Source organism: Pseudarthrobacter naphthalenicus (assembly GCF_029076445.1).
Taxonomy (GTDB): domain Bacteria; phylum Actinomycetota; class Actinomycetes; order Actinomycetales; family Micrococcaceae; genus Arthrobacter; species Arthrobacter naphthalenicus.
In genome coordinates this window covers 57,261-81,494 of the sequence record NZ_JARESG010000004.1, presented here as the reverse complement: position 1 = coordinate 81,494, position 24,234 = coordinate 57,261, and the positions used below count along the sequence as shown (strand labels likewise).

Here is a 24,234-nt window from a genome sequence, read left to right as displayed (position 1 = left end):
GCAGGTGCCCTCCCCAGCGCGGTCCGGGCGGGCGTTACCCCAGTTGGCGGGAGATCTCCGCTGCGCGGTCCGCTGCGGCGCGGGCTCCGGCGGCGATGATGGCCGGGAGGCCCCGTTCGTTGAAGGTTGCGATGGCACGCTCGGTGGTGCCGTTGGGGCTGCTGACGCTGATGCGGAGTGCTGAGGGGTCCGCTCCGGGCTCGGCAAGCATGAAGCCCGCACCCGCGACCGTCTCGCGGGCCAGGAGGAGCGCCAGGTCGTGCTCCAGGCCCAACTCGACTCCTGCCGCCGCCATGGCCTCGGCGAGGTAGAACGCATAGGCCGGGCCCGACCCGCTGATGGCGGAGACGGCGTCCACCTGCTCTTCCGGAACCTCCACCACGGTGCCTGCCGCCTTGAAGATGTCTTTCGCCCGCTGCAGTTGCTCGGGTGAGCAATTGCTGCCGGCCGATACGGAGACGACGCCGCGTCCCAGCTTGGCGGGGGTGTTGGGCATGGTCCGGATCACCGGCTGCCCGGCGGGCAGCGCCGCCTCAAGCTGCGCGAGCGTCACAGCGGCGGCAACACTGACAACGATGGTCTTCGGCGACAGGGAGGCGCTGATTTCACGCGCCAGGTCCGCAATACCAACAGGCTTCACGCCCAGAATCACAACGCCTGATCCCTTGGCGGCCTGCCTGTTGTTGTCCGGTTCCTCATCACCGGCGATGGCTGTAATGCCGTGGTGCCGCTCTGCCAGTTCAGCGGCGCGCTCCGCCCGCCGGACAGTGGCGACGACGTCTGCCGGGTCGGTGCCGGAGCCCAGGAGGCCGGAGAGGATGGCTTCGTTCATGGATCCACAGCCCAGGAAGGCGATTCGGTTACTCATGGACCCATCATTGCAGTTCGGCCGGACGGGTGCAGGAATGAACAAATCCGTCGTAACGGGAACTCGCCGATTTCAACTCCCAGCGGACTCCCATGTTGGCTGCAGCTTGCTCACAAGTTGCCGCCCTATCGTAGTTATTACCTCATTGAGGGTGCGAGTGATGCGGCAAGCATGGGGATGTTTGCCCGAGGCGCCGGTGGTCTGCAGCAGGTTTCCCCCCATTTTCCTGCTGCGGACCCCGGCGCTTTCGCGTTAATGCGGCCCGCACTGCCACCGGAGCGCTGCGTTACCCGTCAGCCCGCGCTGGGGAGCGCGGCCTCGGGCGCCGGGGATGGTTCCGGGCCACCGGGGGCACCCAGGCGGACGTGGGGCGCCGGATCCAGCGGGCCGGCGAAGACCAGCTGGTCCAGCCGCCGCAGGATGAGGCCCTCACGCAGAGCCCAGGGGCAGATCCTCATCTTCTTGAACTTGAACATCTCCAGCGCGGCTTCAGCCACCAGCGCCCCGGCAAGCAGCTGATGGGCCCGGGCATCGGACACCCCGGGCAGGAAAAGCCGGTCCTCGACTTTCATGGCTGAAATCCGCTGGGCCCAGACCCCCAGATCGGTGGCGTTCAGCTCACGCTTCACGTACGGGCCGGCGGCGCTCGGGGCCGCCCCGGCGATCCGGGCCAGGGACCGGAAGGTCTTGGAGGTCCCCGCCACCAGGTTGGCCCGGCCCAGGCCTTCGAACTTGTTCACGGCCGGGGCGAGCGTACTGCGGATGTAGCGCCGAAGCTCCTTGACGCTTTTGGCCGACGGCGGATCCTCGGCCAGCCAGTCCCTGGTCAGGCGGCTGGCACCCAGCGGAGCGGACGTTGCTACTTCCGGCAGTTCGTCCTGGCCGAAGGCCATTTCGAAGGAGCCGCCACCGATGTCCAGGTTGAGGACCGGCCCGGCGCCCCAGCCGTACCAGCGGCGGACGGCGAAGAACGTCATGGACGCTTCCTCACTGCCTGTCAGTTCCTGCAGCGTCACGGTGGTCTCGTACTTGACGCGTGCCAGTACGGCAGGGCCGTTGGTGGCTTCACGGATGGCGGACGTGCAGAAGGCCAGCAAATCGTCGGCCTTGTGACGGGCGGCAAATTCCCACGCCTCCAGCACGAATTCGGTCAGTTCGTGCTGCCCGGCGTCGGTGATGTTGCCGTCAGCGTCCAAATACTGCACCAGGGACAGCGGCCGCTTGTGCGAGGCGAAGGGAACCGGGCGCGCGCCGGGGTGGGCATCCACCAGGAGGAGATGGACAGTGTTGGACCCGATATCGAGGACGCCTAGCCGCATCCTGCCATTATTCCCCCGGGCAGGGCCGCACTCACAACCGGTCCAAAAATGTCAGTTGGCTGCCGGGTCCTCGGGTGAGCCCTCGGGCAGTTCATCGGCGCGCTTGAAATCGCGCCTGATGTTCGCCACGCCCTCGGGGTTGATCTCAAAGCCGTAGGCGGCGCCGGGGTTGATGACCATGCCAAGTTCCTCGCCGATGTTGGCGATGATGGCCGCACCCTGGGTTCCCAGAACGTTCGGGGCCGCCTCAAGATACTGCTCGTCCACCCGGCTCGGGTGCGAAAAAACCGCAAGGACGGGATCGCCGTCGGCATTCGCGAGGACCAACGGCTCCACCTGGGAATCCTCCCCTTCGATGCCGTCGGTGCTGATGACATAAACCTCGCTGTTGAGGAACGACAGGATGACGTCCACGGGACTGCCCTCAGGCTCTCCGCCCAGGGCAAGCTTCTCTTCGAGGTCGTTCAGCGGCGTGGGATTGGCTGTGCCGGGCTGTTCAGTCATGTATCTACTCGACCACGTTACGCACAACACCGCAATTCCGAGGATGACCCCCGGACCGGGATGGGAGGAATCCTCGGCGTGCTCGCTCGTTCCTCGCTTAGACGCACGCTGCCGGATTCCTCCCATCCGGTTTCGACAAGCTCAACCTCCGGGCCGTGCGACAAGCCAGAAAACCCGGCGTCTATTTTTTGGCGGGGGCCTTCTTCTTCGCCGGCGCCTTGCGGGCGGTGGTGGTGCGCTTGACCGGCCCCTTGGCCCGTTTCTCGGCGAGGAGTTCCACGGCCTGTTCGCGGGTGAGCTCCTCGAGGGAGGTGGCGCGGGGAACGGTGATGTTGGTGATGCCGTCCGTGATGTACGGCCCGAAGCGGCCTTCCTTCACCACAATGTTCTTCTCCGACACAGGGTCCGGACCGAACTCGGCCAGCGGCGGCACAGCGGCACGGGCACCGCGCTGCTTCGGCTGGGAGTAGATTTCCAGTGCCTGCTCCAGCGTGATGGTGAAGATTTCCTCTTCCGAACCGATGGAGCGCGAGTCCGTGCCCTTCTTCAGGTACGGCCCGAAGCGTCCGTTCTGCACGGTAATGAGGTTGCCTTCGGCGTCCTCACCCAGAGCACGGGGCAGGCTCATCAGCTGGAGGGCTTCGTCCAGGGTGACCGACTCAACGGTCATGGATTTGAACAGCGAACCGGTGCGCGGCTTGGCCTTGACGGGCTTCTTCGGCGGCTTGGGCTTGCCGTTCTTGTAATACTCCACCGGCTGGTTGGCGATCTGTTCCTCGGTCATCTCCGGGATGACTTCGGTGACGTAGGCGCCGTAGCGGCCGTTCTTCGCCACCACCGTGTGGCCGGTGTGCGGGTCCGTGCCCAGGACGCGTTCCTCGGGCGCAGCAGTCTCCATGAGCTCAATGGCCTTGGCCGGTGTGAGCTCGTCCGGAGCGAGTTCCTCAGGCACGTTGGCGCGCGAGTTTTCAACGATCTCGCCGGTTTTCGGATCAACCGTTGCAGCCGAGCTCTCCAGGTAGGGCCCGAACTTGCCCACCCGCAGCGTGATCTCGTCCGTGATGGGAATCGAGTTGATTTCCCGGGCATCGATCTCGCCGAGGTTGTTGACGATGCTCAGCAGACCGGGGTCGGTGTCCTCGCCGAAGTAGAAGTGCTTGAGCCAGGCAGGTCCCCGCGCCTGGCCGTTGGCGATCTTGTCCAGGTCCGCTTCCATGTCGGCGGTGAACTCGTAGTCCACGTAGTCGCTGAAGTGCTGCTCGAGCAGGCGGATCACGGAGAACGCGATCCAGCTGGGCACCAGGGCGGAACCTTGTTTCCGGACGTAGCCGCGGTCCTGGATGGTGGAGATGGTGGAGGCGTAGGTTGAGGGACGGCCGATGCCCTTCTTTTCCAGCTCGGCGGTCAGCGAGGCTTCCGTGAAGCGCGGCGGCGGGGACGTTTCGTGGCCAACAGCCACCACGTCCGACGCCGTGAGGGCGTCATCCTTGGCCACGTTCGGGAGCCTGCGGGCCTCGTCGGAGTCGTCGTCGCCGCGGCTTTCGTCCTTGCCTTCTTCATAGGCGGCAAGGAAGCCGGGGAAGGTGATGACGGTGCCGGAGGCGGAGAATTCAGCGTCCCGGCCGTCCGCGGCAACCGCGCCGAGGCGGATGGTGGCCGTGGAACCCTTGGCGTCGCCCATCTGCGATGCGACGGTGCGCTTCCAGATCAGCTCGTACAGGCGGAACTCATCACCGGACAGGAGTTTGGCCACCTGGGCGGGGGTGCGGAACGAGTCGCCGGCGGGGCGGACGGCCTCGTGGGCTTCCTGCGCGTTCGCGGCTTTGTTGGAGTACACGCGCGGTGATGCAGGGATGTATTCGGGGCCGTACAGCTCGGAGGCCTGGCGGCGGGCAGCCGTGACGGCCTCATCGCTCAGGGCCGAGGAGTCGGTACGCATATAGGTGATGTAGCCGTTTTCATACAGTCGCTGGGCGATCTGCATGGTGCTCTTGGAGGAGAAACGCAGCTTGCGGCCGGCCTCCTGCTGCAGCGTTGAGGTGGTGAACGGTGCCGCGGGACGGCGGGTGTAAGGCTTGGTGTCCACGGACCGGACGCGGAAGTCCGCATCCTGGAGCCCGGCGGCGAGGGAGGTGGCGAGTTCCTGGTTCAGGTGCACGGTGTTGCGGGCGGTGAGCTCACCGGCGTCGTTGAAGTCACGGCCACTGGCCACCTTGGCACCGTCGACGGCGGCCAGCTTGGCTTTGAAGGAGGCGGTGCCGGCGCCGAACTGGCCGGTCAGGTCCCAGTAGGACGCGGCTTTGAAGGCCATGCGTTCGCGTTCCCGGTCCACCACCATGCGCGTGACCACGGACTGGACGCGGCCGGCGGACAGGCCGCGGGCCACTTTGCGCCACAGCACCGGGGAGATCTCGTACCCGTAGAGGCGGTCCAGGATCCGGCGGGTCTCCTGCGCGTCCACGAGGTCCTGGTCAACGTCGCGCAGGTTTCCCATGGCGCGCTGGATGGCTTCCTTGGTGATTTCACCGAACGTCATCCGGTATACGGGGACCTTGGGCTTGAGCACTTCCAGCAGGTGCCACGCGATGGCTTCGCCCTCGCGGTCCCCATCGGTTGCGAGATAAAGTTCGTCGGCATCCTTGAGCGCGGCCTTCAGCTCGGTGACCTTTTTGCGCTTGTCCGCGGACACCACGTAATAGGGCTTGAAGTCGTTGTCGATGTCGACGGCGAACTTGCCCACCGAAGTCTTCTTCAGTTCTGCAGGAAGCTCCGACGGCTGCGGCAGGTCGCGGATGTGACCAATGGAGGCCTCGACAATGAAGCCCTCGCCGAGGTACTTGGCGATGGTCTTGCTCTTTGCCGGAGACTCCACGATCACGAGTTTCTTGCCGGTTTTGGCCTTGCTTGGCACGGTGCTCCTACAGAAAAAGGTTGCTCGGGCAGATGAGCCCATACCCGCCTAGTTCACCATATTTTGGCCGAGGATGCGCATTCAGGTGCAAAACATCAGGCTGGACGGCGCAGTTTTGCGGCGCTCATTTAGCGCCAACAAAGGCCGTGTCACGGCGCCGGAAGCAGGAATCCGTCGCGGACCAGATTCCCCACTTCGGTGAGCAGCGCGGCCCGGAACGCGTCGTCGTCGAACCCATCCTCACCGGCGAGGCTCCCGCCCAGCAGCGCAGCGAGGGCGCCGATGATCTGCCCCACGGAGAGGTCGCCGTCGCACGCCGACACGAAGCCGGCCAGTTCGGTGCTCAGCAGGTTGGTCCGGCGCAGCCCGGCACCCTGGCGGAGCAGGATCACACCCGGATGCTCGGCACCGGGGCGCTGGTGGCGTTCCTCGGTGACATCGTCCGCCACCAGCAGGTGTGCGTCGGCCAGATCGTGCAGGGCAAGCCAGTCGGAACGCCCGACGGCGGCACCCAGGTGGGGACCCACAGGCTGTTCGATGGGGTAGGTGATTTCCTCGAACCGGCGGATGCCGGCCGTGGCGCCCGGGACGCCGGCGGGCCGCCGCAGCCAGATCATGCCAAAGCCGATGCCGGTCACGTTCCGCGAGGCGAAGTCCGCGAGATAGGCGGCGTAGGCCTCCTTGTAATGCTCCCGGTCGCGGGATTCGGAGGCGTCCTGCAGCCACGTTTCGGCGTACTGCTCCGGGCTGACCTGCTCACGCTGGATGAACCAGGCGTCCACGTCCGGACTGGCCCAGCTTTGCGGCCGTTCCGCCCAGCCGGCGCCCGCCGGAATCTCCCAGTTGCCCAGTAACTGGGCTGTCCCGCCAGGAGCCAGGACCGAAGGCAGGTCCCGGACCAGCGACGACACAATCTCATCGCCCGGCAGGCCGCCGTCGCGATAGGTGAACTGCCCGGACGCCGCTTCGCCCGATGTCCGCGGCGTGATGACAAACGGCGGGTTGGAGACCACCAGCTCGAACTCCTCGCCGGCCACGGGCTCAAGCAGCGAGCCCAGCCGGAGGCTCACCCGGTCCTCAAGGTGCTCGGCATCCAGGTGCAGGGCCGGGGCGTTGAGGAGCAGGTTGAACCGGGTGAACGCCAGGGCCCGTGCGGAGATGTCCGTTGCGGTGACATGCTCGGCGTGGTGCAGCAGGTGGAAGGACTGGATTCCGCAGCCCGTCCCCAGGTCCAGCGCCTTCGCCACGTGCCGGCGGACGGTGGTCTGCACCAGCGTGGTGGACGCCTGCCCGATGCCCAGCACATGGTCGTGACGCAGGACCCCCGCCTGCTGGTGCGCGGCGAGGTCGCTGGCCACCCAGAGCTCGGCGCCGCCGCTGCTGACAGTGTCTTCGCCTTCAGCACCTTCCCAGCCGTATGGCCGCAGGTCCGCCTTGGCCCGCATCAGCCCGGCGTCCAGGGCTGCGGAGCCGGGCTCGGGCTCCAGCAGCCCCAGCTCCACCAGCCCCGCTGCGCGGATTCCCGGCAGGGCGGCGTCGAGCGTTGCCTGCGTCTGGGGTTCCGCCAGGAGCCACAAACGTACGACGGCGGCGAGCGCGGCCGCCGTTGTCCCGCCGCTGGCGGGCAGACCCTGGGCGGCGCTTTCGGTGGCCAGCAGTGCGGGAATGATCTGGTCGCGGTTCAGCGCGTTGTAGGCTGACTCGCCGAGCAGTTCCGCCACGCCGGTCAGCGTGTAGTCCACAGCCCGCAGGTCCGCGGCGAGCGCCTTCAGGAGTTCGGGGAGGTCGCTGCGCGGGGCGTCGGGGGTGTTGCCGGCCAGGAAGAGCGTGGAATCAGTCACCGCCCCAGTCTATTTGGCGGCCCGTGCCTTGCTCGCGGTCACAGGTTCTCCTCGGCGTAGATCTTCAGGGCGTCCCGGACGAAGGCGGCCCCGTCCGCGCCGCCGTAGTTCCTGGCGAACCGCGGATCGGCAACGTACATCTCGCCGAGGCCGGTGACGTACTGCTTAATGGCGGCACGGCCGTGGTCGTCCGCACCGCCTTGGGCATCCGACGCAGGCGTACCGGGAATCCCGGTCAGCCAGTCGACGTGCCGCCTGGCGATGGCCTGGGCATCAACACTGCCCGGTGCAATGCCGGCCGCAGCAGCAGCGATCCAATCCTGGCCCAGCTGCTGCGAGCGCTGCTTCCAGGCCGCCTTCTCGTCGGCCCCCATTCCCCGCCACCACGAGTCACCCTTTGTGTAGGCATCCTTGCCCCAGCGTTCTTCCACCTCGTCCTTGTACTGCGTGTGGTCGAAACCGTTGAACATGTCCTCGGCCATGATGTCGCCGCCTCCTTGCACTGCGTTGATGGTTTGTGTGACTGACGCGATCTGCCGCGAAAGCCTGTCCTTTTCCTGCTTGAGCCACTCCAGATGGCCGGCGAGGGCCTTCGCGGCGTCCGTTTCGTTCTGAAGGACCTGGCCGATGACCGGCAGGCCGAGCCCGAGGCCGCGCAGGAGCAGGATCCGCTGAAGCTCCACCAGGGCCGCCTGGTTGTAGTACCGGTAACCGTTGGGGCCGGTCCGGCTCGGCTTGAGCAGCCCGATCTCGTCGTAGTGCCTTAGCGTCCTGCTGGTGGTGCCGGCGAGCCGGGCGATGTCCTGGATGGACCAGTCCATGTGTTCCTCCTCGCTGAGCATTTCCTGCGGATGATTCCACGATAGATGTTGACGCAGCGTCAAGGTCAAGGCCGCGGATCACCGAAGGCCAGAGGGTCCGGGTAAGTTTGACGCATGGCTCTCTTTCCTCCCTTCCTGTCGCGTGCCCTGACCGCTTTGGCTGCCGCCGCCGTCGTCCTGGGCACCTCCGGCTGCGCCCAGCAGCTCTCCGTGGAGAACGCCGATGTGCCGGGGTGGAAGGCCACAGCGCTGCCTTCCACCGGCGGCATCGTGGCCGAGGACTCGGGCAGAATCCTCAACGCCCGCCCCGTGGACCACACGGAAAACGTGGCCGCCGGCACCTACTCGCTGACGCTGGTGTGCGACGGCGGCGGCAAGGCCTTCCTCGCCGTGCGGTCCGCCGACCAGGAGCTCGTGGAGCTCGGCGCCGCCTGCTACGGAACCCGGGAGACCACAAAACTCACCGTGGCAAAAACCGGGCCGCTGGAACTCAGCGTCTCCAGCGTGGACGCGCCGACACTCTACGCCTATCAGATTGTGCAGGCCGGCTAATGAGCGCGGGCCCCGGGCGTCTTATGGTGGCGGGCGGGGTATTTTTCGCAGCGGCAGCGCTGAGCGGGTGTGAGTACGCGGACGCAGGGCCGGTGCCGGCGGCCGAAACCGGGGCCGCCAGGTGATTCACGGGACGGCGAGATTGCGTTCCGGCTATTCTGCTCTGATGCTGGGTCAGGCAGCGCAGCCTTCCGGGCAGCGCAGCGTCTCCGGGCTGGCGGCACATTCGGAGCAGTACAGCGTGAGGGTGCGGCAGCTGAGGTTGGAGCAGTTCTCAAACTTGCTGGTGGGTGCGGCACAGCGGACGCATTGACCGATGGTCTTTGCCTCTTCGCTGAATTCCAGGTGCATGCGCTTGTCGAAAACATAGAGCGAGCCTTCCCAGAGGCCCTGGTCCTTGAAGGTTTCGCCGTAGCGGACAATGCCGCCGTCGAGCTGGTAGACCTGCTTGAAGCCGCGGTTCACCATCAGGCTGGAGAGCACCTCGCAGCGGATCCCGCCGGTGCAGTACGTGACTACGGGTTTGTCCTTCAGGGCGTCGTATTTGCCGGACTCGAGTTCCTTGATGAAGTCGTGCGTGGTGGCAACGTCGGGAACGATTGCGTCCTTGAACTTCCCGATCTGGGCCTCGAAGGCGTTACGGCCGTCAAAGAACACCACGTCCTCCCCTGCCTGCTTCCTGGCGTCCACCAGCTCGTGCAGTTCCTCGGGCAACAGGCGTATGCCGCCGCCCACCACGCCGTTGGCATCCACCTTGAGTTCGCCGGGAGCGCCGAAGGAGACGATCTCGTCCCGGACCTTAACGCTCAGCCGCGGGAAGTCCTCCGCACTGCCGTCGGACCATTTCACGTCGATGCCGTGGAAACCCTTGTACTCCCGGGTGGTCTTGACGTACTGCTTGACCGCGCCGATCTCGCCGCCCACCGTGGCGTTGATGCCGTCCTTGGAGATCAGGATGCGTCCGGTCAGCCCCAGTTTCTCGCACAGCGCGCGTTGCCAGAGCCGCACCGCGTCCGGGTCGGTGATGGGGGTAAAGCCGTAAAAGAGCACAATTCTGTTCAGAGCCACGTATTTAAGGGTACTGGTTGCGGCCTGCCCCGACTCCGCCGCTGCCCGGACTGCACCGGCATCACCTCGCCGCCATGTCGACGTGGGCGGTGGTCACGATTGCATAAGCAAGTCAGTTCGGGGTACGGAACCCCTGTTACTTGTGGCGGGGCTGGAATAACCTCATCACATGAGTCCGGACGCCTTGGTTGAAGACATTACAAACCTTCTTGAAGTCTGGGTAACCGGTTGGGCCGGTTGCCGCGGATACCAGACATCAACGGAAGGCCGCTTCCCCGCTGTACTGCGGGCCGACACCACCGGGGACTGGGAATACTTCGCCCACGACCCCTCCGACGACGAGTTCGCGGCCCTGGTAGCGAAGACCGCGGAAGCTCCCGCCCGGATTTTGACCATCCTGACCAATGATGTCCTCCGCTACAACCAGCTGGCCGGGAAACACGGGCTGAACATCACGTCCGCTTCCCAGGCCATGATGATCGTGGACATGGAAACCCAGGACACCGAGGATCCGTGGCTCTCGGATGACGATTTGAACCTGGTCACGTCCCAGGTGGAAGGCGTCCACCACGCCGTTGTCCGCTCCGGTGAGGAGATTGCGGCCAGCGGCAGGGTGTTCGTGGTGGACGGAACGGCGGTGTTCGACAAGATTGTGGTCCAGCCCGCGTTCCAGCGCCGCGGCCTGGGCAGTTTCATCATGAAGGCCCTCGCGGCGCAAGCCATCGGCCCGGATGTGGAAAACGGCCTGTTGCTGGCTTCCCTCGATGGCCAGAAACTGTATTCCCACCTGGGCTGGTCCGTGGTGTGCCGTGTGCTGATGCTGTCCACCTCTCAGGAGGGCGCGGACCTGTCCGTGGGCTGATTTTTCCGCGGGTGAAAGAATGTTGGGGTGAACCCCCATGACTCCCTGATCCCGTTGCTGGGCCGCGGCCCGGACCCGGAGCAGCTCCGTCATGTCCACACCATCCCCGCACGCCGGGCTGTCCACGAGCCGTGGCCGGATTGGGCGCACCCTGACCTCGTTGCCGCGTACGGCTCCTTGGGCATTCACGAGCCCTACCGCCACCAGATCGAGGCGGCAGACCTTGCCCACGGCGGGGAGCACGTGGTGATAGCCACCGGGACGGCCTCCGGAAAGTCCCTTGCCTACCAGCTGCCGGCGCTGGATGCCATCCACCGCTCGGAGCTTCGGGTGGTGTCCGAACCGGGGAAGATCCACGACGACGGTGCCGTCACGCTGTATCTCTCCCCCACCAAGGCGCTGGCCGCGGACCAGCTCGCTGCCATCCGTTCTTTGAAACTGCCGACCGTTCGGGCCGAGACGTACGACGGCGACACGGACCCCGCGTCCCGCCGGTGGATCCGGGACCATGCCAACTTCATCCTGGCTAATCCGGACATGCTGCACTTCGGCATTCTCCCAAATCATGCCTGGTGGGCCAGTTTCTTCCGCCGCCTGCGCTACGTGATTGTGGACGAGGCCCACAGCTACCGCGGCGTGTTCGGTTCGCACGTGGCCAACCTGATGCGCCGGCTCCGCCGCATCTGCGCCTACTACGGTGCCGGCGCCGCCCATCCAGGACCGGTGTTCATCGCCGCTTCGGCCACAGCTTCGGAGCCGGGCACCTCCTTCGGTCGCCTGATCGGGGCGCCGGTCCGGGCCGTCGCCGAGGACTGCTCCCCGCATGGCTCCACCACTGTTGCCTTCTGGGAGCCCGCGCTGACGGAGCTGAAAGGGGAAAACGGGGCCAAGGAGCGCCGCACGGCCGTTGCCGAGACGGCTGACCTGCTGGCCAACCTGGTCTCCGCCCGGATCCGGACCATCGCCTTCATTAAGTCCCGGCGAGGCGCGGAGACCATTTCCTCGATCACCAAGCGGCTCCTGGATGAAGTGGACCCGAGCCTCCCGCAACGGGTGGCCGCGTACCGTTCCGGCTATCTGCCGGAGGAACGGCGTGCCTTGGAAAAGGCGCTCCGGTCAGGGGAGCTGCTGGGTGTCTCCAGCACCTCTGCCTTGGAACTCGGGATAGACATCTCCGGCCTGGACGCCGTCCTGGTGGCCGGGTGGCCCGGAACCCGCGCCTCACTGTTCCAGCAGATCGGACGGGCCGGCCGTGCGGGCCAGGATGCCATCGCTGCATTTGTTGCCAGCGATGACCCCCTGGACACCTACCTGGTGAACCATCCGGAGGCGATCTTTGACGTCTCGGTCGAGGCGACCGTGTTTGATCCCTCCAATCCGTATGTGTTGGGGCCGCATCTTTGCGCTGCAGCCGCGGAACTCCCGCTCGGCGCGGCCGAGCTGGATCTCTTCGGCAGCACGTCCGAGAAGTTGCTGGGGCAGCTGGTTGCCCAGGGCTACCTGCGGCGCCGCCCGGCAGGCTGGTTCTGGACCCACTCCCAGAGCGCCGCCGCCATGGTGAACCTCCGGGCCGACGGCGGCGGCCCCGTGAGCATCGTGGACGCCGACACGGGCTCCCTGCTGGGAACAATGGACTCGCCCCAGACGCATTACCAGGCCCACACCGGAGCCGTCTACGTTCACCAGGGCGACAGCTACGTGGTGGAGGAACTGAACGAAGACGACCACTGCGTCATGGTGCGCCGGGCCAATCCGGACTACTACACCACGGCCCGGGACGTGACCCAGATCGAGGTCCTTGAAACCCAGCGGACTGCACAGTGGGGCGACGTCTCCGTGCACTTCGGCGACGTTAAGGTCACAACCCAGGTGGTCTCCTTTCAGCGGAAGGCCCTGATCTCGAATGAAATCCTCGGTGAGGAACCCTTGGAGCTGGGCGCCAGGGACCTGTTCACCAAGGCCGTCTGGTTTGTGGTGGAAAACCGTTCCCTCACCGGCGCGGGGCTGATCGAGGCGCAGTTCCCGGGCGCCCTTCATGCGGCCGAACACGCAGCCATCGGGCTGCTGCCTCTGGTCGCTTCGAGTGACCGCTGGGACATCGGCGGGGTGTCCACGGCCATTCACGCCGACACCGGAGTGCCAACCATCTTTGTCTACGACGGGCACCCCGGCGGTGCGGGCTTTGCCGAGCGAGGTTTTGATAAGGCGAAAGTCTGGCTCTCGGCCACCCGGGACGCCATCAAGGCCTGTGAGTGTGAGTCCGGCTGCCCCTCCTGTGTCCAGTCCCCCAAATGCGGGAACAAGAACAACCCCCTGGACAAGGCTGCGGCCATCACCCTGATTGATGTACTCCTCCAGGACTCGAGCGAAGCGCCGCGGCGTGACCTGGAACTGCCGGCGCATCCGCAGCGGGACCTCAACCCGGCGGCGGCTCAGGGCGGCGGTCCGGCCCGCGCATGACCGCTGGCCGCACCCAGCATGCCCCGGGCATTGAGCATGGTCCGGACCTCAACTGTCTGACCGGTCCCCTCCGTGCAGCTGGTGATGAGGGCATCGTGCCGGGCCGCCACTTCAGCGGCCACGGCACACGGAGCCCCCGAGGTCAGGCCGCGCAGGGCGTCGGCCCCCGCAAGCGCGGCCAAGTCCGCGGCTGCAGCCGCCCTGCTGGCCATCACCGCTGACTGCGCCAGGAGCAGCATGAGGGTCATGGTCATGATGATCACCAAGGCCAGTCCTGCTGCCAGGATGGTCCCGGAACCGCGTTCGGTGTGGTCCGCCGCCGGGCTGCTCATGCCGCGACCGTGTTCAGGTATGCCGCAACCCTTTCGAGGCACGCAACCGTCTTCAGGTTTGTCACCGGCGTCCGTTCCTGCAACAGCGGGCCGGGCCGGGGCGGGCCGGCCGCCGTTGGCATCTCTCGCCGGGCACTGGCTTTTGCCGTAAGGGTCCACGGGAGTGTGGACGCCAGGGGCCCGCCCGCCCGGTCAGCCACCGTTACGTGCAGCCACTCACCGTCGGCGGCAACGGAGACAGTGGCCGACGTTCCCGCCAATGCCCTGACGATTCCCTCAGCGGCGGCCGGGTCCTCGCCACGGGCAAGGGCCCGGCCGCCGGCAAGCGCAGCCTCCTCGAGCCTGAGCTGGGTTACGCCGGCAGCTGCCCCGGACAGCAACAGGGCGAGCAGCAGCAAGACAGCCGGCAGCGCAACAGCGAACTCCGCCGTCACGGCCCCGGCCATGGTGCTCTGGACTTTTCCCGGTTCCCGCCTGTCACCACGGGAAATGCCTGCTGCGGCCTTCCTGTTCCGGACTCCCCGTGTGCCCGGGTGCAACGCTGCCGGCGCGCCACTCATGGCAAGGCTAGTGCTGTGCGGATGAGGTTGAGCAGGAATCCTCGTACTTCATCACTGCGGAGAATGAAGACCAAAATTCCGGCAAAGCCCACGGCGGCCAGGGTGGCAATGGCATAGACAGACACTAGTTGAAGTTACCCGCTCAGAGACGGGGAAACCCCCGCGATTGCGTCAACAATCCGGGGGCGTGGTTACCAGTGATTAGGACCGGCAACATGAACAATCTTACAGCCCGCGCCGTGCAAGGCGCCGTGCAATTCATCTTCTACACCGTCTTGGTGTTGGCCTTCTTCCTCCTGCCCTCCGCCCTCGTGGCTGTCACCTTCGGGGCGACGGCGTGAAGGGCCACAAAGCCGTTGCATTCGAGCGCGGCACATACGGCGATCAAGGCCAGAGCAAGGGCTACGCGGCGAGCTGCGATACCTGCGGCGCCGTCACCTTCGGCGGCTTCCGAACCAAGACCGAAGCTAAGGCGGCACTGCTCCACTCGGAGCCCGCCTAACCATTCCGGCCCCGTCAAGTGTGTGAGTATCCACAGTTCGGCGGCGGTCGGGATCCAGTCAAGGCGCTTCCCCTTTGCTCCCTTGGCTGGTTCCAGGCTTCCGCCTGCGTCGTTCCTGCTGACCTAGACGCTAAACAGTGTCGGCCCGGTGTTTATACCTCCCTTTGCTGCCCTACCGGGGGCTGAGCGTCTGCCACGGCCGTGCAGTCGCGTGAGCGCCAGCCTGCCCCGGATTACCGGGCGGGCTACGGGCGTTGGAATGTCGCTGATGGAGGCGGGGGCGGCGGGTTTAGTGACGGGGTGAGGGACTATGACAAGCCCCTCCTTTAGGTCCGCTTCATCTTTGTACCACTGCATCACCTGGCCGCTAGGCTAACCTCGTCCCGCTGGGGGACGGGTACAACTCACAGAAATAGGTCTCAGCCATGACTACAACCACTCTTTACCCTGCCACCGTCCGCGAACTTGCAGAGATGGCCCATGATCGGGGCGTGCTGCCGTCAGAACTGCTGGTAGAGCTCGAACCGTTCCCGGAAGTGCCGGCCGGTTACGTCCTGTCGGAAGGCGTCGATGGTCTTTACCTGGGCCGCGAAGTTGAGGCCGCGGGCGTCGTCATCATTCCGGCGTGGAACTACCGGACGCAAGAGCACTACGTCGAGCTGTGGACGGGCAAGGGAACGGGCGATGAGGCCATGGTGATTCTGTCCAACGTTGACGCTCTCCAGGTCGCCGCTAACCTTGCTGCCGCTGCCGCCTGAGCGTGTTCTAAGCCTGTAGGAACTGCCCCGGCACCTGTCATGGGTCCGGGGCTTTCCTATGCCGTCCAGCGGTTAATCTGAGGCTCTGGCAGGAACTCATATTCTGGTTCCAGCTCCTCATATGGTGAGCGCACTACCGGAGCCAGGAGGTCATCCAACATCTTGCCTACCGCGTCAACATCAATCTTCACCATGGCACGGAACACTAGGCCCGGGGTGTGACAATTGCGCCGCAGCCTGTGGCGCAATTACGCTACGGCCTTGCTGCGCTTTGTCTGAGCCTGCGGTTACAGTTGCGACATGAACACTCAGGGGAAGCGTTTCAAAGTATCTGCACTAGTCGCGATTGCCGGCACTGTTTTGGCTCTCGTCCTTATGGTCGCCTTTGGCGGTGTCAGAGGTGGCGCCGTTAGCGCGCTCATGACCATTGAGGTTAGTTTGCTTGTTATCGCCGCCGTGTCAGCATGTGTGGCACTCGCGGCCTACCGGGAGCAGGGCCGAAAACCAGGGAGCACACCGCTTATCTACGCGGTGATTGCGTTCCCCCTGGGATTCCTGCTCTTTTTTCTTTACTTTCCAATGCAATTCCCGCCACTGGCGATGCTTGCGATGCTTTCAATCGCTACCAGCATCCCGGCCCTCATTATCGGGATAGTCAAGAAACTGTCGGTGAAGTCGGCGCCCGCTCCAGCTATTTAGCACGCCTATGCTATTTCCCACCAAACAAAAAAGCGGCCCCGGATCTCTTAGGAGGCTCGGGGCCGCTTTCGCTAACTCAGTTGAACGGCTCGTGATCTTTTAGCCGTAGCGCGTTCAGATCTTGGCCTATAGCCAATAGCGCTTTGATCTCAACAATCTTCAGCTTCTGGTCCACCGTGAGGCTGTCACTGCTGACCGTCTGCTGTACGTCGCTGAGCCCTTCCAGTGCCTCATACCAATAGTTCATAACGTCCCCCTCTAGGTGATGAATGATGCAACGCTCAGCCTAACTACCTGTTGTGCTTTCCGTAGCCGTTGGGCCTGAAACTGCCGTCCAGGAGAGCGGCCCAAACGTCCGGGCCTTCTCCCCATCCATAAATGACGCCGGCGAGGGCGACGCGGTAGCAGACTCCGCCCTTGAACCACGCCCGGACTTCGCCGCGGGGAGATGGTAGCCGCTGCTGTGTGACGTGGCTTGGGTCCGTGGAAATCGGACTTGTTGGAACGCCTCTAGCGGCCCTCCTACTACTGGCCATCGCTGATCCTCCATCCGAGAGTTGCCATGGCCTTAGGCGTCAACCCAAGGGACTCTGAGGCGTAGCGGCATTCCTGCGCTACCCATGCCGTGCCGCCGTCGTCGTCTGAGAGCAAGCGGGATTCATACTGCACCAGCAGGGCGACAGTTCCCCGGCATGAGTCGTCCCACTGCGTCGCCTGGGGAGACTCCCAAAGCTCGGTCCAGCGGGCCTTTTCCACAGCGGACCACTTCCTAGACTTTGGAAGGTCCGGGACAGGCAGTGTGCATCCTTCCGCGGGGAGCTCCACTAGCGCGGCCCTAATGGCTGCCTGCTGCGGCCTGTAGGCCCTTGAATTGGGCTTGGTCATATTCCTTTGAGTGCCCATTCAAGGGCCTCCTTTCGTCCTGCGGCTGAGGTTGAGCGGTTGGCGCGGGGATTACTGACCTCACCGGCGGTCTGGATTCTTTCGCGCCTTGGTGGTCCCCCCTGGGGTGGGGCAGGTGATGCCCGTCGCTGCACGGCGCGGGCATCACCTGTCGGCCGTCTGGTTACTGTGCTGCTCGGGCGGCGAGCTCGAAGGCGAGGGAGCTGTCCCGCTTGCTGTCTGCGATGCGTGCAGCTTCGGCCTGGGCTTGCTGCTGCTCTGTCTTGGTGCGTGCTGTCTCTGCCAGCTTGAGGGCTTCGGCCTTGGTGTTGAGGTGGAGTGTGAAGCCTGCGCGTGCGAGGTTGTGGAGTCCGTGACCTACGCCGGTGTACTCGGCTTCGGCCTGCCAGAGCTGGGCCTGTGTGTAGTTGCCGCTGATGTAGTGGAGGTAGGCGGGGCTGTTGTCCCTCTCGGTGTCCGCGATGGTGGCGCGGGCGTTGATGATCTGAGTAAGTGTGACCTTGGCGGCGGCGAGGTTGTGCCAGGCTTCCACTGCTTCCATGCCTGCGCTGAGGATGTCCCGTTCGTTGGCGTCGGGGGCGAAGTACTTGCCCGCTGTCTGGATCACCTTGGCGGCTTCATCGAAGGCGGGGCGGAGTGCTGTCACAAGCTTGTCAGCGTGGGCTTTGAGGGCTCCGAAGTACAGCGTGTTGATGGCTGACTGTGTGCCTTCTGCGGCGGTGATGATGCGCTCTGCTGCCATGATGGCGATGGCTGACTCGGTGAGTTTGGCGGCGATGTTCTTGGGGGTGATGGTGCCTGAGAGGATGCCGTCGTGCAGGTCCTGCACTGCCGGGGAGTTGGTGGCGGCGATGGCTGCGTTAGCCAGGGGGCTGGCGTCCTGGCATTCCTTGGGCAGGTCGATGGCGAGGCCGGCGAAGGTGCGGTCGATGCGGCGGATTTCTGCGAACATGGTGTTTCTCCTAAAGGGTGATCTTGCCGCTGAGTGCGGCGGTAAGTGATGCGGTGAGGGCGTCGCTGTTTAGTGCTGGTGGTTCGGGTGTTGCGGTTGGTTCTGGCCCTTGGGGCGCCGTGGTGCTGAGGCAGGGGCCGTCTCCGCGGTTCAGAGCGCAGAGGACGACGTGCTTAGCGTCGGCGCATTCGCAGGGGTTCATACGACGGGCCTTTCTATCTGGTCGATGAGTTCATTTGAGAGCCGGGTTGCGTCTTCCACGGTCAGGACGGCGAGGCAAAAGCGGTCCCGGAAGATGACAACTGATGGATCCCGAAAGCCGTTGGGGTTTTCGATGATGCCGGCGCGGGCGTGAGTGGCTGCGGATCCTTCGAGGTTCTGCCAGTACCGGCCGGCGTAGGAGATGAATGGGTTGTCGTTCACAGCTTCGGCCGTCCGTAGGGGCTGACTGAATCGAGGATCTGCCGTGACGCGAGGCCGCGCCTTACAAGATCCAAGGCCAGGGCTTCCGGGCTGGGCAATTCTTCCGGCTGGCGGGTGGGCTGCTGCTTCTTCCATCCCTGGTCGTGGCGTTGGGGCATTACTTGTTCTCCTTGGGCTGTTCGGTGGCTTCGAGCCTGTCGGCCATGTCGTGCAGCTTGTCTGCGAGGCGGCGGGCTTCGGTGTAGGTCAGGTGGGCAATAAGGCCGGTCTTGCCCCAAAGGGCGATGCCGCGGGTATCTGCCTTACAGTTGTCTTTCCATGCGTAGTAGCGGGGCGTTACGCCGGGGCGGGTCACTGGTCCCCCTGGCAGTGGTGGGCGAGCATGCGGGACTCTGCGGAGGTTGCGCGGCGCCTCCAGTAGTCCACTTGCTCTTGAAGATGGTTGGCGCGTTCCCAGAGGGCGGCTGCTGCTGCCGGGGCGTCCCAGCCGTCTAGGGTGCGGTCTGAGTAGATGCCTGCTGATGACTGGATGGAGCGGGGCGAATTTTCCAACGTCATTTTCCCTTTCCGTTTTGGCTGCTGGATTTGCGTTTGGTTGCGAGCTTGCGGGCGAGATCCTGTTTTGACGAGGCGGGAACGGCGCGGGTGTTGGGCTGTTTCGTTTGACGGGCCGCCTTCAGGGCGACGTGCTGCGCGGTGAGGTTTACAAAGCCGGCGAGGGTGGGCAGGTGTTCCCGATTGAAGATGATCTGTGACCGTAAGTTCTGGTGTGTGGCGTCCACTCCTGGGAGTTGCCCGGCTGCTGCCAGGAAGATCTTCTCTGCGGGGTTGTCGTTGCGGAGTTCTATGAATGAGGCTTGCCGGCGGAGGACTGGCCCGTAGCTGATGGTGGCGGGGTCTGCGAGGTTCATCAGTGGGGCCAGCATGTCCGGTGATAGCTCTGTGATTGCTTCCCGTAGGTCGATGCATGAGGCTATGGTGCGGATCCCGGTCGCTGCCATGGCGTGAAGCAGGGGGTGCAGTTCGGCGTCTACTGTCACCTCCAGGTCTTCGGCCGTGTGCAGTCGCACCATCTCGTGCACTGTGTGGTGTTCGGCGCAGACTGTGCAGCCGCATTCCCGGTACTTGGGCATCAGTATCTTGACGAGGCCGTTCAGGTTGTCCAGGAACGTGGTGTCGTAGGTCCAGGTCATACTGTCCGGTTTCACTACGTCGTGCATGTCGAGGATTTCGGCCATGTCGATGTATTCGGAGGGTTTGAAGGGCGGCTGAATCTCTCCCCGGAGCCGGGCGGCGAAGTAGTCCAGTGACTCCTGGGTGAGGCCGTAGGGTCGTTCCTGCCGGTATTCCTCAAATGAGGGGCTGGCGATAATGGCTTCCAGCTCGCGGGTGACCATGGCAACCATGCCGGCGCATTCCTTGCGGGCTCCGATGTCTGCGGGTTTCTTGAATCCGGCGGCCTTTATCTCCTCTGAGTAGTGGAGGGCTCCGGCGTCGAATAGGTGGCAAGCGAAGATGTTGCCGTCCTGGGAAACGCTGCGCCATTTCGTCGTGAGCCAGTCGTCTGTGTACGGGGCTTGGTCCGGGTGGCTCCTGCCGCGGTTGATCTTCCGCCACGGGCATTCCTGGCAGGGCTGCGGCCCGGCTGGTTCCATGCACCTTTCGGTGAAGTTGTCTTCAGCGGTTGTGCCGCAAGTGTTCTCTGTCATGTCTTCAGTTCTCCTTGGAGTGGTCAAGGCGTGCTTGCGGGCGGGGTGCGTCGTCGTGGGCGGTCAATACCGGGGATTCCGGTAGGGGCTGTTCCGGGGATCCGTCGGCGGCGGTTAGCTGGGGCTTGGCGGTCATGATGCCTTCCTTGGGCTGGGTGGTTTCGGTGGGCTCGTCGCCCGGTTCGTAGATGGCGAGGCGGGTCTCTGCCTCTAGTGCCCGGTTGGCCCATTTGCGGGCGTTTACGTGGGCTTCCTGCGCCCTCTCGCGGAGAGTGTCGCAGAGTTCGATGTACTCAGCTTTTGAGAGCTTCATAACGGCTACTGAGGGCTGGGGGTTGGTAGTCATTTGCTGGCCCTTTCGGTGTTTGCAACGCGTGCAACACGTTTTCCGCGTACTTTCCTAGATTCAATTCCCGTGAGAATCGAGCGGAGAACCTGTCGCACCTGTTGCAGTTCGATGTTTTTGCAGGTCAGAGGCATGTTTAGGAGTCCTCCAATTTGGCGGCTAGTCCGATGCCGCGGTAACCGCGTGACCGCCCAACAGTCCCGGCGGTGACGCCCTTGGTTCGCTTCAGTAGTGCTCCAAAGGCCGTGGAACTTAGCTGGGGTTCACCGTTGCGGCGTGCCCAGTCGGTGTACGCCTCAAAGAGAACCGAGGACGCTGCGGACGCGGCCGGGGACACGATGCATTCCTCAGCTACAAAGACGCTCACAGGGTCGTTGCTCTGCCTGTATTCGGCATCCGCTGCCAGGACTGCCGAGGGTGCTGCAAGTCCGATCTTCTGGTAGTCGCGGAGCCCTTCGACCGCCCATGTCAGGACGGCGTTAGTCTCGGCGGCGATGCGGGGCTCTATCGTGTGATCTTCGCGGCCGATGAATGACTCAGTGAATGGCACGACGCGGATCCGCGCCCATACTGCTTCTGAGTCGGCGTCGATGGCCGGGAGGTCATTGGTGAGCATGTAGAACGTATGGCTTGGCTCGAAGTTGATTCGGTCCCTGCCCATGAGTTTGGCCGGCACGACGTCGCCGCCTACAAGGTGTTTCATTCCGGCTTCGTCAAGCTTGGCGCCCTTGGGGATTTCGGACATTTCCACCCACCTGGCGCCGCGGAGGTCCATCATGGCGGAGAGTTCCGAGGCGCTTTTCTTCTCACCTTTGCGGCCGGCAACAAGCAGGTCATTCGCGCCCGATATCGCGTAGTCACCAAGTGCCGGCTTCATAGCGCGGGCAATGACGCCTTTCCCGTTCCGGCCGGAGCCGGTGGCAATGACCATGACGTGATCGAGCACTTTACCGATCAGGGCCATTCCGGCGTAGCGCTGGAAGAATCCGCGTACCTCAGCGTCAGGAAGACTTGAGGCGAGGAAGTCCCGCCACGCTTCCCCGGTGGCCGTGGGATCGTAGGCCGCGCCCGTGATCTTGGTAATCAGGTCCTTGGGATCGTGGGGCCGTAAGCGGAGCGTGTGGAGGTCCAGCGTTCCGTTTTGGCAGTTCAGCAACCATGGGTCAAGGTCCACCTTTGCGGCGAATAACTTGCGGGCTGCCAGGCTGAGGACTCCGGCGGAGCCCGTGGCCGTCATGCTTGCCCGGACATCTGACTGCAAGTCGCGGTCTGCCTGGGCCTCCATCCAGCTCACTTTGAGCATGTCTGTGAGGATCTGGTTTACCCGTGCCTGGCTCGCGTCAGGTGCCCACCGGGCGCCATCCCAGTAGTGCCAGCCATTGCCGTCCACGTAGAGCGCCTTACCGGCGGCGAAAGTGGCGAATCGGGCTGCTATACGCTGGTGGGACCGGAGCCCAGCGTCGTCCCATGAAAACGGCGCTTCGGGCTCGAAAGCGTCGGCGCGGAAGTAGTCGGGAATTTCATTGGTAGCCGTCATTTGGCATCCCCCTTGGTGAAGTAGCCGAATTTCCCGGGGGTCTCATGTTCAAGTTCCCAGCGCCGGCATTCCCAATAGCTCCACCGAGCAAAGGTCATCACGATGTGCCCCGCAAAAGGACGGTGACGCGGCGGACCTGCTCCGGCGTGAGTGGTGGCCAGGATGCAACCATGGCGGCTATGTGGGCGGTCAACTTGTCGTTTGCAGTTGATTCCATGCCCGGCCTACTTCTGGAAGGCGGCGGCCACTTCGGCGGCATCAAAGCGGATAATGCGCGGCCCGAACCTGTAGGCCGTTAGTGTGCCGTCTTTGATGCGGCGGTAGATCGTGGATCTGCTGACGTTGCGATCACGCATGACGTCTGCGATAGTTAATTTTGGATCGCTCATTATGAACTGTCCCCTTTGCATAAATGTCCTGGCGGATATGACATGCAAGCCTGATCTTTGAATCTCGGCCAAGAGAGTCTCTGATCTTGAAGCCCGCCCGGGTTTAGTTCTTTGGTGGAGCTACCGGGCGGGCTTCTCTGCGCTGCTAAGAAATAGCTTGCCACACTACGGAATAATTGTCGGGGTACAAAAGTTGCATTCCTCCCCCGCACGCGCCCATTTGGATTAGATTTTTCCTGTGGATGAAACGTGCAGACCGGGGGAAATATTGAAACCGCAGAAACCGCAGGAGACGACTGTTCACGACTATTCACTACTGTGCACGACTGTACATAGCGCGTTTTCGTACTAGAGTCCCCCCGAGGCCTGTGGATAACTTGAGATTTATGTCAAGCTAGGGCCGTGACCTGATTGTTACAATCAAATCCAAAACTCGGCCGTTCTAAGGATGTTTCGGCTCGCCTCAGCTCATAGGGCGTAGCGGGGACATGTCCACAGAGGACCTATCGAATTCTCCGCGGTGGGGTCCGGTCGGGCGGAGGGTGATGTCGAAAACGGCGCGGAGTAGCTCGCGCTGAACGTCCGGGGCGGCTGACAGGAATGCGGCGCCGGGGTGCTCCGCGAAAGCGAATTCAGCCATAACCCTGCTGCCGCTAGTCGCGGCTGCCTGGTCTTTCATTGAATCGAGTTTCTGCTCAATTTCCCGGCTGCCCTCAATTAGTTGGCTTTCCGTTATGGCGCCTTGGGCAAACATTCGAGCTAATGAATTCTTGCGGGAAATCAATTCACCAATATCCGCCGATTCAGCCGGCCGCTCATTCTCTGCCAGTAGTTGAGCCTCCGCCCTGACTGCCGCCTTATGATCTTGGCGGTCTATATGCGCAGCCGCCACCCGCTTCACATAGTCATCCAGCGGGGCCATTGCACGGTTAGCGTGGCCGGGCGTGTACTTGCCGCCCTCCTGGTGGATCTTGCAGCGGTAGGACCGGCGGTAACCTTCGGCGCCAAAGCCGGTCATGTACCGGCCGCAAAAGCATTTCACGATGCCGCTTAGGAGGTACTTGAATTTGGCCTCCGACTGCTGCGGCCTGTCCGGGCTGCTGAGAATGGCCTCACACTGCCGGAATAGCTCGAGCGGGACAATCGCGGGCCATGAGTCGGCTACCACTTCGCCGTGGAACGTCAGTAGTCCGGCGTTGCGCGGCCTTAGGAGGACGCGGCGGACCTGAGTGGTAATCATCTGCTTGCCGGACAGGCTGACGGCTCCAGCGTCCGCCCATGCCCTCGTAACGCTAATCAGCGACTTGCCGGCAACAATGGATCGTGTCCCATCCAGAATGAACTTAGCGGCGACGGGTTCAATTTCGATCGTGTCGCCGGGCTTATGCCATCCCCAAGGGATCCGTCCGCCTAGGAACTTGCCCTTAGCTGCTGCCTGAGCTTTCTGCGCGGCGATCCTTTCGCCTTTGTGGTCTGACTCGTGCTGTGACCATGCGGCCACGGTCTTAGCCACAGCTAGGCCGGTGGCGCTGGAGAGATCCAGGAGGCCGGCGGTGACCTGATGGGTCACGACGCCGCGGGGCTTGCAAATATCGATGTAGCGTTCGAGCTCCCGCGTTCGGCGCATCAGCCGGTCTGAGTGGTAGCAGAGTACGGCATCTATGCGGCCGGCCCGGATGTCGGTAAGCATCAGCTCATAGGCGGCCCTGTGGCGGCCTGAGTATGCGCTGATGTCGTTGTCTGTGTAGACCTCCGCCACTTCCAAGCCAAGCGTTTTGGCGAGGTCACGGCATAGTTGCTCTTGACGTTCTACGCCTAGGCCCTGGCCTTGCTGGTCCCTGCTGATGCGTGCGTAGATCGCGGCGCGGGTTCCCTGGGCGTTAGTCATGGACCCAGTTTATCCGGCAGGTAACTTGAC

28 protein-coding genes and 1 pseudogene are annotated in these 24,234 nt (G+C 63.9%); 7 read left to right on the top strand and 22 right to left on the bottom strand.

Annotated elements, in window-relative coordinates:
- Positions 1-34: 34 nt before the first annotated feature.
- The 6 genes from proC to PY310_RS05385 form a co-directional block, all read right to left on the bottom strand.
- Complete coding sequence (gene proC, locus PY310_RS05410; RefSeq protein ID WP_275213238.1) at positions 35-868, bottom strand: pyrroline-5-carboxylate reductase; 834 nt, start codon at positions 866-868, stop codon at positions 35-37.
- A 293-nt stretch (positions 869-1,161) separates the two neighbouring features.
- Positions 1,162-2,187, bottom strand: coding sequence for a Ppx/GppA phosphatase family protein (locus PY310_RS05405; protein ID WP_275213236.1), 1,026 nt, complete (start codon positions 2,185-2,187; stop codon positions 1,162-1,164).
- A gap of 51 nt (positions 2,188-2,238) precedes the next feature.
- Positions 2,239-2,691 (bottom strand): SseB family protein, encoded by a 453-nt coding sequence (locus PY310_RS05400; RefSeq protein ID WP_275213235.1) that lies wholly within the window; start codon positions 2,689-2,691, stop codon positions 2,239-2,241.
- 181 nt (positions 2,692-2,872) lie between these two features.
- Positions 2,873-5,602 (bottom strand): type I DNA topoisomerase, encoded by a 2,730-nt coding sequence (gene topA / locus PY310_RS05395; RefSeq protein ID WP_275213234.1) that lies wholly within the window; start codon positions 5,600-5,602, stop codon positions 2,873-2,875.
- A gap of 149 nt (positions 5,603-5,751) precedes the next feature.
- The gene (locus PY310_RS05390) at positions 5,752-7,443 is read right to left on the bottom strand and encodes a DUF7059 domain-containing protein (protein WP_275213232.1); all 1,692 of its coding nucleotides are present in this window, start codon (positions 7,441-7,443) and stop codon (positions 5,752-5,754) included.
- A gap of 38 nt (positions 7,444-7,481) precedes the next feature.
- Complete coding sequence (locus PY310_RS05385; protein WP_275213230.1) at positions 7,482-8,264, bottom strand: MerR family transcriptional regulator; 783 nt, start codon at positions 8,262-8,264, stop codon at positions 7,482-7,484.
- A 114-nt stretch (positions 8,265-8,378) separates the two neighbouring features.
- Between PY310_RS05385 and PY310_RS05380 the strand changes: the two genes are divergently transcribed.
- The gene (locus PY310_RS05380; protein WP_275213229.1) at positions 8,379-8,816 is read left to right on the top strand and encodes a hypothetical protein; all 438 of its coding nucleotides are present in this window, start codon (positions 8,379-8,381) and stop codon (positions 8,814-8,816) included.
- Between the two features lie 174 nt (positions 8,817-8,990).
- Here PY310_RS05380 and trhO read toward each other — a convergent pair whose 3' ends face one another.
- The gene (gene trhO / locus PY310_RS05375; protein ID WP_275213228.1) at positions 8,991-9,884 is read right to left on the bottom strand and encodes an oxygen-dependent tRNA uridine(34) hydroxylase TrhO; all 894 of its coding nucleotides are present in this window, start codon (positions 9,882-9,884) and stop codon (positions 8,991-8,993) included.
- 169 nt (positions 9,885-10,053) lie between these two features.
- On the opposite strand from trhO, the gene PY310_RS05370 reads away from it, so the two are divergent.
- Together PY310_RS05370 and PY310_RS05365 are read left to right on the top strand one after the other, a co-directional pair.
- Positions 10,054-10,746 carry a GNAT family N-acetyltransferase gene (locus tag PY310_RS05370; protein ID WP_275213227.1) on the top strand — a complete coding sequence of 231 codons (693 nt, stop codon included), beginning with the start codon at positions 10,054-10,056 and terminating at the stop codon, positions 10,744-10,746.
- Between the two features lie 27 nt (positions 10,747-10,773).
- Entirely contained in the window at positions 10,774-13,206 is a 2,433-nt protein-coding gene (locus tag PY310_RS05365; protein ID WP_275213226.1) for a DEAD/DEAH box helicase, read from the top strand.
- Here the strand turns inward: PY310_RS05365 and PY310_RS05360 are convergent.
- The 3 genes and pseudogenes from PY310_RS05360 to PY310_RS05350 all read right to left on the bottom strand — a co-directional run.
- Complete coding sequence (locus PY310_RS05360; protein ID WP_275213225.1) at positions 13,179-13,538, bottom strand: Rv3654c family TadE-like protein; 360 nt, start codon at positions 13,536-13,538, stop codon at positions 13,179-13,181. The genes PY310_RS05365 and PY310_RS05360 overlap by 28 nt on opposite strands.
- A complete protein-coding gene (locus PY310_RS05355; protein ID WP_275213223.1) occupies positions 13,535-14,098 on the bottom strand; it encodes a TadE family type IV pilus minor pilin in 564 nt (187 codons plus the stop codon). The genes PY310_RS05360 and PY310_RS05355 overlap by 4 nt, the downstream gene beginning before the upstream one ends.
- Positions 14,095-14,214: pseudogene (locus tag PY310_RS05350) on the bottom strand (DUF4244 domain-containing protein); the annotation flags it as partial. The pseudogene PY310_RS05350 and the gene PY310_RS05355, both read right to left, overlap by 4 nt.
- Before the next feature lie 99 nt (positions 14,215-14,313).
- On the opposite strand from PY310_RS05350, the gene PY310_RS05345 reads away from it, so the two are divergent.
- From PY310_RS05345 to PY310_RS05330, 4 genes are all read left to right on the top strand, one after another.
- A complete protein-coding gene (locus PY310_RS05345; RefSeq protein WP_275213222.1) occupies positions 14,314-14,439 on the top strand; it encodes a hypothetical protein in 126 nt (41 codons plus the stop codon).
- Positions 14,436-14,600: a hypothetical protein gene (locus PY310_RS05340; RefSeq protein ID WP_275213221.1), complete on the top strand. Its 165-nt coding sequence runs from the start codon at positions 14,436-14,438 to the stop codon at positions 14,598-14,600. The genes PY310_RS05345 and PY310_RS05340 overlap by 4 nt, the downstream gene beginning before the upstream one ends.
- A gap of 425 nt (positions 14,601-15,025) precedes the next feature.
- Complete coding sequence (locus tag PY310_RS05335; RefSeq protein ID WP_275213219.1) at positions 15,026-15,358, top strand: hypothetical protein; 333 nt, start codon at positions 15,026-15,028, stop codon at positions 15,356-15,358.
- Between the two features lie 300 nt (positions 15,359-15,658).
- On the top strand, positions 15,659-16,057 hold the full coding sequence (locus PY310_RS05330) for a hypothetical protein (RefSeq protein WP_275213218.1): 399 nt from the start codon (positions 15,659-15,661) through the stop codon (positions 16,055-16,057).
- A gap of 76 nt (positions 16,058-16,133) precedes the next feature.
- On the opposite strand, the gene PY310_RS05325 is transcribed toward PY310_RS05330, so the two are convergent.
- The 12 genes from PY310_RS05325 to PY310_RS05275 form a co-directional block, all read right to left on the bottom strand.
- Complete coding sequence (locus PY310_RS05325) at positions 16,134-16,304, bottom strand: hypothetical protein (protein WP_275213216.1); 171 nt, start codon at positions 16,302-16,304, stop codon at positions 16,134-16,136.
- 278 nt (positions 16,305-16,582) lie between these two features.
- A complete protein-coding gene (locus PY310_RS21770) occupies positions 16,583-16,942 on the bottom strand; it encodes a phage terminase small subunit (protein ID WP_472925631.1) in 360 nt (119 codons plus the stop codon).
- A gap of 181 nt (positions 16,943-17,123) precedes the next feature.
- Positions 17,124-17,912: a hypothetical protein gene (locus tag PY310_RS05320; protein WP_275213215.1), complete on the bottom strand. Its 789-nt coding sequence runs from the start codon at positions 17,910-17,912 to the stop codon at positions 17,124-17,126.
- 198 nt (positions 17,913-18,110) lie between these two features.
- Entirely contained in the window at positions 18,111-18,335 is a 225-nt protein-coding gene (locus PY310_RS05315) for a hypothetical protein (protein ID WP_275213214.1), read from the bottom strand.
- The gene (locus PY310_RS05310) at positions 18,332-18,493 is read right to left on the bottom strand and encodes a hypothetical protein (protein WP_275213213.1); all 162 of its coding nucleotides are present in this window, start codon (positions 18,491-18,493) and stop codon (positions 18,332-18,334) included. Before PY310_RS05310 ends, PY310_RS05315 begins: the two co-directional genes overlap by 4 nt.
- A complete protein-coding gene (locus PY310_RS05305; protein WP_275213211.1) occupies positions 18,493-18,690 on the bottom strand; it encodes a hypothetical protein in 198 nt (65 codons plus the stop codon). The genes PY310_RS05310 and PY310_RS05305 overlap by 1 nt, the downstream gene beginning before the upstream one ends.
- Positions 18,687-18,893, bottom strand: a complete 207-nt coding sequence (locus tag PY310_RS05300; protein ID WP_275213210.1) for a hypothetical protein — start codon at positions 18,891-18,893, stop codon at positions 18,687-18,689. The genes PY310_RS05305 and PY310_RS05300 overlap by 4 nt, the downstream gene beginning before the upstream one ends.
- Complete coding sequence (locus PY310_RS05295) at positions 18,890-20,044, bottom strand: hypothetical protein (protein ID WP_275213209.1); 1,155 nt, start codon at positions 20,042-20,044, stop codon at positions 18,890-18,892. Before PY310_RS05295 ends, PY310_RS05300 begins: the two co-directional genes overlap by 4 nt.
- A gap of 4 nt (positions 20,045-20,048) precedes the next feature.
- A complete protein-coding gene (locus PY310_RS05290) occupies positions 20,049-20,390 on the bottom strand; it encodes a hypothetical protein (protein ID WP_275213208.1) in 342 nt (113 codons plus the stop codon).
- A 136-nt stretch (positions 20,391-20,526) separates the two neighbouring features.
- The gene (locus tag PY310_RS05285; RefSeq protein ID WP_275213207.1) at positions 20,527-21,927 is read right to left on the bottom strand and encodes a DNA primase family protein; all 1,401 of its coding nucleotides are present in this window, start codon (positions 21,925-21,927) and stop codon (positions 20,527-20,529) included.
- A 224-nt stretch (positions 21,928-22,151) separates the two neighbouring features.
- Positions 22,152-22,316: a helix-turn-helix transcriptional regulator gene (locus PY310_RS05280; RefSeq protein ID WP_275213206.1), complete on the bottom strand. Its 165-nt coding sequence runs from the start codon at positions 22,314-22,316 to the stop codon at positions 22,152-22,154.
- Between the two features lie 463 nt (positions 22,317-22,779).
- A complete protein-coding gene (locus PY310_RS05275; RefSeq protein ID WP_275213205.1) occupies positions 22,780-24,204 on the bottom strand; it encodes a recombinase family protein in 1,425 nt (474 codons plus the stop codon).
- Positions 24,205-24,234: the final 30 nt, after the last annotated feature.

Bases quoted from the DNA above. Each gene is read 5' to 3' on its own strand.
- proC (WP_275213238.1), bottom strand. From the start codon at position 868: ATGAGTAACCGAATCGCCTTCCTGGGCTGTGGATCCATGAACGAAGCC.
- PY310_RS05405 (WP_275213236.1), bottom strand. From the start codon at position 2,187: ATGCGGCTAGGCGTCCTCGATATCGGGTCCAACACTGTCCATCTCCTC.
- PY310_RS05400 (WP_275213235.1), bottom strand. From the start codon at position 2,691: ATGACTGAACAGCCCGGCACAGCCAATCCCACGCCGCTGAACGACCTC.
- PY310_RS05385 (WP_275213230.1), bottom strand. From the start codon at position 8,264: ATGGACTGGTCCATCCAGGACATCGCCCGGCTCGCCGGCACCACCAGC.
- PY310_RS05380 (WP_275213229.1), top strand. From the start codon at position 8,379: ATGGCTCTCTTTCCTCCCTTCCTGTCGCGTGCCCTGACCGCTTTGGCT.
- PY310_RS05370 (WP_275213227.1), top strand. From the start codon at position 10,054: ATGAGTCCGGACGCCTTGGTTGAAGACATTACAAACCTTCTTGAAGTC.
- PY310_RS05360 (WP_275213225.1), bottom strand. From the start codon at position 13,538: ATGAGCAGCCCGGCGGCGGACCACACCGAACGCGGTTCCGGGACCATC.
- PY310_RS05355 (WP_275213223.1), bottom strand. From the start codon at position 14,098: ATGAGTGGCGCGCCGGCAGCGTTGCACCCGGGCACACGGGGAGTCCGG.
- PY310_RS05345 (WP_275213222.1), top strand. From the start codon at position 14,314: ATGAACAATCTTACAGCCCGCGCCGTGCAAGGCGCCGTGCAATTCATC.
- PY310_RS05335 (WP_275213219.1), top strand. From the start codon at position 15,026: ATGACTACAACCACTCTTTACCCTGCCACCGTCCGCGAACTTGCAGAG.
- PY310_RS05330 (WP_275213218.1), top strand. From the start codon at position 15,659: ATGAACACTCAGGGGAAGCGTTTCAAAGTATCTGCACTAGTCGCGATT.
- PY310_RS05325 (WP_275213216.1), bottom strand. From the start codon at position 16,304: ATGAACTATTGGTATGAGGCACTGGAAGGGCTCAGCGACGTACAGCAG.
- PY310_RS21770 (WP_472925631.1), bottom strand. From the start codon at position 16,942: ATGACCAAGCCCAATTCAAGGGCCTACAGGCCGCAGCAGGCAGCCATT.
- PY310_RS05320 (WP_275213215.1), bottom strand. From the start codon at position 17,912: ATGTTCGCAGAAATCCGCCGCATCGACCGCACCTTCGCCGGCCTCGCC.
- PY310_RS05310 (WP_275213213.1), bottom strand. From the start codon at position 18,493: ATGCCCCAACGCCACGACCAGGGATGGAAGAAGCAGCAGCCCACCCGC.
- PY310_RS05300 (WP_275213210.1), bottom strand. From the start codon at position 18,893: ATGACGTTGGAAAATTCGCCCCGCTCCATCCAGTCATCAGCAGGCATC.
- PY310_RS05295 (WP_275213209.1), bottom strand. From the start codon at position 20,044: ATGACAGAGAACACTTGCGGCACAACCGCTGAAGACAACTTCACCGAA.
- PY310_RS05290 (WP_275213208.1), bottom strand. From the start codon at position 20,390: ATGACTACCAACCCCCAGCCCTCAGTAGCCGTTATGAAGCTCTCAAAA.
- PY310_RS05285 (WP_275213207.1), bottom strand. From the start codon at position 21,927: ATGACGGCTACCAATGAAATTCCCGACTACTTCCGCGCCGACGCTTTC.
- PY310_RS05280 (WP_275213206.1), bottom strand. From the start codon at position 22,316: ATGAGCGATCCAAAATTAACTATCGCAGACGTCATGCGTGATCGCAAC.
- PY310_RS05275 (WP_275213205.1), bottom strand. From the start codon at position 24,204: ATGACTAACGCCCAGGGAACCCGCGCCGCGATCTACGCACGCATCAGC.